The organism is Streptomyces sparsus (genome assembly GCF_054776295.1).
This window is the reverse complement of record NZ_BAAHCA010000165.1, coordinates 1-7462: the sequence shown is the minus strand read 5'-3', so window position 1 is coordinate 7462 and position 7462 is coordinate 1. Positions and strand designations below refer to the sequence as shown.

Here is a 7462-nt window from a genome sequence, read left to right as displayed (position 1 = left end):
GGGCCCGCCGCCCGCGGGCCTACCGGCCGGCGGCGGTGGACTCCGAGGGCGCGCCGTCGAGTTGCTCGATGGTCGCGTTGGACGGGCTGCGGCGGGCGCGCAGGTCGCGGGCGACGGACTCGGCGTCGCGTAGCACGCGGACGGCGTTGTGCCAGGTCAGTTTGGCCAGGTCCGCCTCCGACCAGTGGCGCCGCAGCAGTTCGGCGATCAGGTGGGGGTAGCCGGCGACGCTGTCGAGTCCGTCCGGCAGGAAGGCGGTGCCGTCGAAGTCGCCGCCGATGCCGAGGTGGTCGATGCCGGCGACCTCGCGCATGTGGTCCAGGTGGTCGGCGACGGTGGCGGCGGTGGCGACCGGGCGCGGGTTGGCGGCCTCGAAGGCGCGCTGGACGCGCATGCCCGCCTCGGTGGTGTCGAGGTGGTGCAGCCCGTTGGCGCGCATGTTGTCGTCCGCGCGGGCGGTCCACTCGACGGCGGCGGGCAGGATGAACTTCGGCACGAAGGTCGCCATGGCGACGCCGCCGTTGGCGGGCAGCAGCGCGAGCACGTCGTCGGGGATGTTGCGCGGGTGGTCGCAGATCGCGCGGGACGAGGAGTGCGAGAACACCACCGGCGCCTCGGAGACCCGCAGGGCGTCGCGCATGGTCGTCGCGGCGACGTGCGAGAGGTCGGCGAGCATGCCGGCGCGGTTCAGCTCCCGCACGACCTCCTCGCCGAACCGGGTGAGCCCGTCGTGGCGGGGCTCGTCGGTGGCGGAGTCGGCCCAGTCGATGGTGTCGTTGTGGGTGAGCGTCAGGTAGCGCACGCCGAGGCGGCCGAAGGCGCGCAGGGTGCCCAGCGAGTTGCCGATGGAGTGGCCTCCCTCGGCGCCCATCAGCGAGGCGATCCGCCCGCTCCGCCGCGCCGACTCCATCTCGTCGGCGGTGGTGGCGAGTCGCAGGTCGTCGGGGTAGCGGTCGGTGAGCTGCCGCACCGCGTCGATCTGCTCCAGGCAGGCGCTGACGGCGGTGTCCCCGGCGTAGTCGCTGCGCACGTAGACCGACCAGAACTGGGCGCCGACGCCGCCGGCCCGCAGCCGGGGCAGGTCGGTGTGCAGGTGGGCGGACTGGTCGGCGGCGATGTCCCGCTGGTCCAGGTCGTAGCGGACCTGTTGGCGCAGCGCCCACGGCAGGTCGTTGTGGCCGTCGACGACGGGGTGGTCGGCGAGCAGTTCCCGGGCCCGGGTGAGGTGGTCGCCCATGCTCACTTCCCGAAGCCGAAGCCGCCGCCGTCGGTCCTGCTGCGGAGCCGCCGGCCCTTCTCGGTGGCCTGCTCGTTCAGCTCCTGCTGGAACTGCCGCATCCGCTCCTGGAGGTCGCCGTCGTGGGCGGCGAGGATGCGGGCGGCGAGCAGCCCGGCGTTGCGGGCGCCGCCGATGGAGACGGTGGCCACGGGGACGCCGGCGGGCATCTGCACGATGGAGAGCAGGGAGTCCATGCCGTCGAGGTACTTCAGCGGGACGGGGACGCCGATGACGGGCAGCGGGGTGACCGCGGCGAGCATGCCGGGCAGGTGGGCGGCGCCGCCGGCGCCGGCGATGAGGGTGCGCAGTCCGCGGGACGCCGCCTGCTCGCCGTAGGCGATCATCTCGTGGGGCATCCGGTGAGCGGAGACGACGTCCACCTCGTAGGGCACGTCGAACTCGTCGAGCGCCTCCGCGGCGGCCTCCATGACGGGCCAGTCGGAGTCGGATCCCATGACGATGCCCACGGCGGGGCTGGTGGAGGCGGCAGTCATTCGTTGATCGTCCCTCGCAGGTAGTCGGCGGCGTGGCGGGCCCGGGCCCGCACCTCGTCGAGGTCGTCGCCGAAGGTGTTGACGTGGCCGACCTTGCGGCCGGGCTTCACGTCCTTGCCGTACATGTGGATCTTGACCTGCGGGTCGCGGGCCATGCAGTGCAGGTACGCGGCGTACATGTCGGGGTAGTCGCCGCCGAGCACGTTGGCCATGACCGTCCACGCGGCGCGCGGCCGGGGGTCGCCCAGCGGCAGGTCGAGCACGGCCCGGACGTGGTTGGCGAACTGGGAGGTGATCGCGCCGTCCTGGGTCCAGTGGCCGGAGTTGTGGGGGCGCATCGCGAGTTCGTTGACGAGGGTCCGGCCGTCGCGGGTCTCGAACAGTTCCACGGCGAGGTGGCCGACGACGTCGAGTTCGTCGGCGATGCGCAGCGCCAGCTGCTGGGCGGCGGCGGAGCGCTGCGGGCTGAGGCCGGGGGCGGGGGCGATCACCGTGTCGCAGACGCCGTCCACCTGGACGGACTCCACGACCGGGTAGGCGACGGCCTGGCCGTGCGGGGACCTGACGACGTTGGCGGCGAGCTCGCGGACGAAGTCGACCTTCTCCTCGGCGAGCACCGGCACGCCGGCCTTGAAGGGGTCGGCGGCCTGCTCGGCGTCGCGGACCACCCACACGCCCTTGCCGTCGTAGCCGCCGCGCACCGTCTTCAGCACGACGGGGAAGCCGCCGCCCTCGGCGGCGAAGGCGGCCACGTCCGCCGGGTCGCGCACGATGCGGTGCCGCGGGCAGGGCACGCCGATGGCGTCCAGCCGGGCCCGCATGACGCCCTTGTCCTGGGCGTGCACCAGCGCGTCGGGGCCGGGGCGGACGGGAACGCCGTCGGCGACGAGCGCGCGCAGGTGCTCGGTGGGCACGTGCTCGTGGTCGAAGGTGATCACGTCGCAGCCGCGCGCGAAGGCCCGCAGGGTCTCCAGGTCGCGGTAGTCGCCGATGACCACGTCACCGACCACCTGCGCCGCGGAGTCCTGCGGGGTGTCACTGAGGAGCTTGAACTTCAGGCCGAGGGGGATGCCCGCCTCGTGGGTCATGCGGGCGAGCTGACCGCCGCCGACCATGCCGACTACCGGGAACGTCACGCTCCAAGGGTACGCGGCGCGCGGACGTGGTTAGCTGGAGGGAGGCCAGGCAGCCGACCGGACGGGGCGATGGACATCAGTACGGTGGAGAAGCGCTCGGTGCGCTCAAGGCTGAGACGGCTGACGCGCGAGATGGCCAAGTTCGGCACGGTGGGGGCCCTCGGCGTGGTCGTCAACGTCGTCGTGTTCAACGTGTGCACGCACGGCTTCGGGCTGGCCCCGGTGCGTTCGGGGGTGATCGCCACCGCGGTGGCGATCTGCACCAACTACGTCGGGAACCGGTACTGGACGTACCAGGACGCCGACAAGAAGCGGGTGCGGCGGGAGGCGACGCTGTTCCTGCTGTTCAGCGGCGTCGGCATGGTGATCGAGAACGGGATCCTGGCCCTGTCGCACTACGGTCTGGGCTTCACCTCGACGCTGGCCGACAACATCGCGAAGAACGTGGTGGGCCTCGGCCTGGGCACCGTCTTCCGGTTCTGGTCCTACCGCACGTGGGTGTTCCGGTGGGATCCCTCAGAGGTGCGGCTGGATGTCGCGGCTGAGGAACAGCGCAAAGACCGGCGGATGCTGCTGAAGTAGCTCCAGGCGTCCGCCGTCGGCTTCGGCGAGGTCGCGGGCGACGGCGAGGCCGAGCCCGGTGGAGTTGCGTCCGCTGACGGTCCGCTCGAAGACCCGGGAGCCCAGTTCGGGTGAGACGCCCTGGCCCTCGTCGGTGACCTCGACGACGACCTGGTTGCCGGCGACCCGGGTCCGCAGGGCGACGGTTCCGGCGCCGTGCATCAGTGAGTTCTCGATCAGGGTGGCCAGTACGGTGGCGACCGCGCCCGGGGTGCCGACGGCGCGCAGGCAGGGCTTGCCGGAGTGCACGACGGCCCGGCCGGCCTGCCGGTAGGCGGGGCGCCACTCCTCGACCTGCTGGAGCACGACCTCGTCGAGGTCGAAGCCGACGGCGGAGCCGGAGCGGGCGTCCCGGGAGTTGGTGAGCAGCCGTCCGACGACCTCGGTGAGCCGCTCGACCTGGGCCAGCGCGATCGCCGCCTCCTCCCTGACCGTGTCCGGTTCGCTGTCGGCGGTCTCCATGATCTCCTCCAGCCGCATGGACAGCGCGGTGAGCGGGGTGCGGAGCTGGTGGGAGGCGTCGGCGGCCAGTCGCCGCTCGGCGGTGAGCATGCGGGCGATGCGTTCGGCACTGGCGTCCAGCACGTCGGCGACCCGGTCCAGCTCGGGCACGCCGTAGCGGCGGTGGCGCGGGCGGGGGTCACCGGACCCGAGCCGTTCGGCGGTCTCGGCCAGGTCGGTCAGCGGGGTGGCGAGGCGGCGGGCCTGCCGTACGGCCAGCAGCGCGGCGGCGAGCACCGTGACCAGCACCAGCACGAGAATGATCACGAGTATGCGTCCGACCTCGTCGCTGACCACACTGCGGGACTGCTGCACGGTGACGCGTTCCCCGTTGGTGCCGACGGCCCGGCCCTCGATGACCCCGTCGCCGGGCTTCTCGCCCAGGGAGAAGGCGCGCTGGCCGGGCAGGGTGACGGTCACGTACCGGTCGGCGGGGGCCGCGCTGCGCATGGTCCGGGCGGAGACGGTCTCGCCGGCGGCGAGCCGGGCCTCGACGACGGCGACGATGCGGGCGGCCTCCGAGCGGGTGCTCTCGTGGGCGCTCTTCTCGATGGCCTGGGCCTCCACGATGACCAGGGAGAGCCCGAAGACGGCGATGACGACGAGCACCACGGCGAGCGTGGAGTTGATCAGGCGGCGGCGCATGCGGCGGTTCGGTCAGTTCTTCTCGAAGCGGAAGCCGACGCCGCGCACGGTGGCGATGTAGCGGGGGTTGGCGGCGTCGTCACCGAGCTTCTTGCGCAGCCAGGAGATGTGCATGTCGAGGGTCTTGGTGGAGGACCACCAGGTGGTGTCCCAGACCTCGCGCATCAGCTGGTCGCGGGTGACGACGCGGCCCGCGTCGCGCACCAGCACCCGCAGCAGGTCGAACTCCTTGGCGGTGAGCTGGAGCTCCTCGTCGCCCATCCACGCCCGGTGCGACTCGACGTCGATGCGCACCCCGTGGGTGGCGGCGGGCTGGGCGGGCTCGGTGCTGCCGCGCCGCAGCAGCGCCCGGACCCGGGCGAGCAGCTCGGCGAGGCGGAACGGCTTGGTCACGTAGTCGTCGGCACCGGCGTCGAGGCCGACGACGGTGTCCACCTCGTCGGCGCGCGCGGTCAGCACCAGGACGGGGAAGCCGAAGCCCTCGTTGCGGAGGCGCCGGCACACCTCGAGACCGTCCATGCCGGGCAACCCGAGGTCGAGCACCACCAGGTCGATCTCCCGGTGGAGTCCGGCGTCGAGGGCGCCGGGGCCGTCCTCCCGCACCTCGACCTCGTACCCCTCGCGGCGCAGGGCGCGGGCGAGGGGCTCCGAGATGGACGCGTCGTCCTCGGCGAGCAGTACTCGGGTCATGGGCCGATGGTAGACCGCCTGGCACGGCTGAGGGGGCGCACCTCGACAGCCACTGACCGTCACCAGCGAACCCCGCACACCCAAGGGGAAGACCCGGCCTTTACCTTTCTTACGTGCCATTGAGAAGCTCTTTACCTGTGATTCACGCCTCAATCACTTTCTGAGGGTGCGCAGCGGTGACGTATGGTGAGGATGCTCCCCCGCGCGGGGAGCCACGGGGTCCCCCGCTCGCCTCCAGCGGCAGGGGTCCCTTTTCCTGTGCGGGCGGGCGACACCGGCCCGCACCACCCCCCGTCCGGGCGCGCGCCCGCCCACCCGCCGGCGCGCGGGCCGGCGAACCAGCAAGGATCAACCCATGGCGTCCAGCGCGACGAAGGGCACCGCCCCGTCAGGCGGCAAGACCTTCTTCGGCCACCCCCGCGGTATGGCCACGCTCTTCATGACGGAGATGTGGGAGCGCTTCTCCTGGTACGGAATGCGCGCCCTGCTCGTCCTCTACCTCTACACCGCGGTCGTCGACGGCGGACTCGGCATCGACGAGACCACCGCGGTCGCGATCTACGGCGTGTACAACGCGGTCGTCTACATGGCCGCGATGCCCGGCGGCTGGGTGGCCGACCGGCTGTGGGGCGCCCGCAAGGCCGTCCTGGTGGGCGGCGTCGTCATCGCCGCCGGCCACTTCACGCTCGCCGTGCCCCACCCGGCGGTGTTCTTCGTCGGGCTCGGCCTCATCGCGGTCGGCACCGGCCTGCTGAAGCCCAACATCTCCGCGATGGTCGGCCACCTCTACGAGGGGCAGTCCAGCGCCCGGCGCGACGCCGGGTTCACGCTGTTCTACATGGCGATCAACATCGGTGCGCTGGCCGCGCCGCTGATCGTCGGCTACCTCGGTGAGAACGTCGACTGGCACCTCGGCTTCGCCGTGGCCGGCGTCGGCATGACACTCGCCGTCGTGCAGTACGTGCTGGGCAGCCGCCACCTCGGTGAGGCCGGCCTGGTGCCCGCCGACCCCGCCTCCCCCGCCGAGCGGCGCACCGCCCTGCGCCGGGTGCTGCTGTGGGCGGGGGTGGCCGCCGCCGCGCTGCTGCTCGACGTGGCGCTGGGCACCTTCGACGTCGAGCACCTGGTCAACGTGCTGGCCGTGCTCGGTGTGGTCGTGCCGGTCGGCTACTTCGTGGTGATGTTCCGCAGCCCGCAGCTGACCGCGGCGGAGCGCCCGAAGGTCGTGGCCTTCATGTGGTTCTTCGTCACCGCGGTGCTGTTCTGGATGATCTACGACCAGTCCGGGTCGCTGCTCAACATCTTCGCCAAGGAGAAGACCGACCGCGGCATCGGCGGTTGGGAGTTCCCCGCCTCCTGGCTCCAGTCCGTCAACCCCGCCTACGTGATCATCCTCGCGCCGCTGTTCGCGACGCTGTGGGTGAAGCTGGCGCAGCGGCAGCGGGAGCCCAGCACCCCGGTGAAGTTCGGCCTGGCGATGCTGCTGATCGGCGGCTCGTTCGCCCTGATGGGCCTGGCCGGCGCGGCGGCATCGTCCAGTGAGACCGGACGGGTCACCGTGATGTGGCTGCTGGGTGTCTACCTGGTGCAGACCGTCGGTGAGATGTGCCTCTCCCCTGTCGGCCTGTCGCTGTCCACGAAGCTGGCGCCGAAGCAGTTCGTCAGCCAGATCATGGGCCTGTGGTTCCTCGCGGTGGCCACCGGCAACGCGCTCAACGGCTGGGCCACCCGCCTCAACGAGCCGCTGGGCGACGCCGTCTACTACTCGATGTGGGCCGTGGTCGCCGTGGCCGCTGGGCTGGCGTTCATCGCGGGCTCCCGGCGGATGCGCGGCCTGATGGGCGACGTCAGCTGAACTGCCCGGGACGGCACACCACCGCCCCGCAGCACCCGCCCGCAGCCCCGGACCGCCGCCGGTCCGGGGCTGCGGCGATGTCGGCCGCCTTGCCCCGGGGCCCGGGGCCCGGGGCCCGGGGTGCGGGAGGAGGGGGCGGGCGTGACGATGGGCGGGTGCGTACCGCGGTGACGGGTCTGGTCCTCTGTACGGCGCTGGTGCTGGGCACCGGCTGGGCCGTGCGCACCGACACGGCCCGCCC

Annotated in this window: 6 protein-coding genes and 2 pseudogenes; 2 read left to right on the top strand and 6 right to left on the bottom strand. The window is 72.4% G+C overall.

What is annotated here, in order from left to right:
* Positions 1-19 precede the first annotated feature (19 nt).
* From ACYVE9_RS10895 to ACYVE9_RS10885, 3 genes are read right to left on the bottom strand one after another with little or no spacing between them, the layout of a single operon-like run.
* Positions 20-1237: a dipeptidase gene (locus ACYVE9_RS10895; RefSeq protein WP_461027576.1), complete on the bottom strand. Its 1218-nt coding sequence runs from the start codon at positions 1235-1237 to the stop codon at positions 20-22.
* Between the two features lie 2 nt (positions 1238-1239).
* Positions 1240-1773 (bottom strand): 5-(carboxyamino)imidazole ribonucleotide mutase, encoded by a 534-nt coding sequence (gene purE / locus ACYVE9_RS10890; protein ID WP_461027575.1) that lies wholly within the window; start codon positions 1771-1773, stop codon positions 1240-1242.
* Positions 1770-2909 (bottom strand): 5-(carboxyamino)imidazole ribonucleotide synthase, encoded by a 1140-nt coding sequence (locus ACYVE9_RS10885; protein WP_461027574.1) that lies wholly within the window; start codon positions 2907-2909, stop codon positions 1770-1772. The genes purE and ACYVE9_RS10885 overlap by 4 nt, the downstream gene beginning before the upstream one ends.
* Before the next feature lie 69 nt (positions 2910-2978).
* Between ACYVE9_RS10885 and ACYVE9_RS10880 the strand changes: the two genes are divergently transcribed.
* On the top strand, positions 2979-3491 hold the full coding sequence (locus ACYVE9_RS10880) for a GtrA family protein (RefSeq protein WP_461027573.1): 513 nt from the start codon (positions 2979-2981) through the stop codon (positions 3489-3491).
* Here ACYVE9_RS10880 and ACYVE9_RS10875 read toward each other — a convergent pair.
* The 3 genes and pseudogenes from ACYVE9_RS10875 to ACYVE9_RS10865 all read right to left on the bottom strand — a co-directional run.
* Positions 3426-4370 (bottom strand): annotated as a pseudogene (locus ACYVE9_RS10875) (sensor histidine kinase); the annotation flags it as partial. The gene ACYVE9_RS10880 and the pseudogene ACYVE9_RS10875 sit on opposite strands and share 66 nt — an antisense overlap.
* A 24-nt stretch (positions 4371-4394) precedes the next feature.
* Positions 4395-4598, bottom strand: a pseudogene (locus ACYVE9_RS10870) (two-component sensor histidine kinase); the annotation flags it as partial.
* A 90-nt stretch (positions 4599-4688) separates the two neighbouring features.
* On the bottom strand, positions 4689-5366 hold the full coding sequence (locus ACYVE9_RS10865) for a response regulator transcription factor (protein ID WP_461027572.1): 678 nt from the start codon (positions 5364-5366) through the stop codon (positions 4689-4691).
* 355 nt (positions 5367-5721) lie between these two features.
* On the opposite strand from ACYVE9_RS10865, the gene ACYVE9_RS10860 reads away from it, so the two are divergent.
* Positions 5722-7221: a peptide MFS transporter gene (locus ACYVE9_RS10860; RefSeq protein WP_461027571.1), complete on the top strand. Its 1500-nt coding sequence runs from the start codon at positions 5722-5724 to the stop codon at positions 7219-7221.
* Positions 7222-7462 lie beyond the last annotated feature (241 nt).

Coding starts and splice junctions, on each gene's coding strand:
- purE (WP_461027575.1), bottom strand. CDS start 1,773: ATGACTGCCGCCTCCACCAGCCCCGCCGTGGGCATCGTCATGGGATCC.
- ACYVE9_RS10880 (WP_461027573.1), top strand. CDS start 2,979: ATGGACATCAGTACGGTGGAGAAGCGCTCGGTGCGCTCAAGGCTGAGA.
- ACYVE9_RS10860 (WP_461027571.1), top strand. CDS start 5,722: ATGGCGTCCAGCGCGACGAAGGGCACCGCCCCGTCAGGCGGCAAGACC.
- ACYVE9_RS10895 (WP_461027576.1), bottom strand. CDS start 1,237: ATGGGCGACCACCTCACCCGGGCCCGGGAACTGCTCGCCGACCACCCC.
- ACYVE9_RS10865 (WP_461027572.1), bottom strand. CDS start 5,366: ATGACCCGAGTACTGCTCGCCGAGGACGACGCGTCCATCTCGGAGCCC.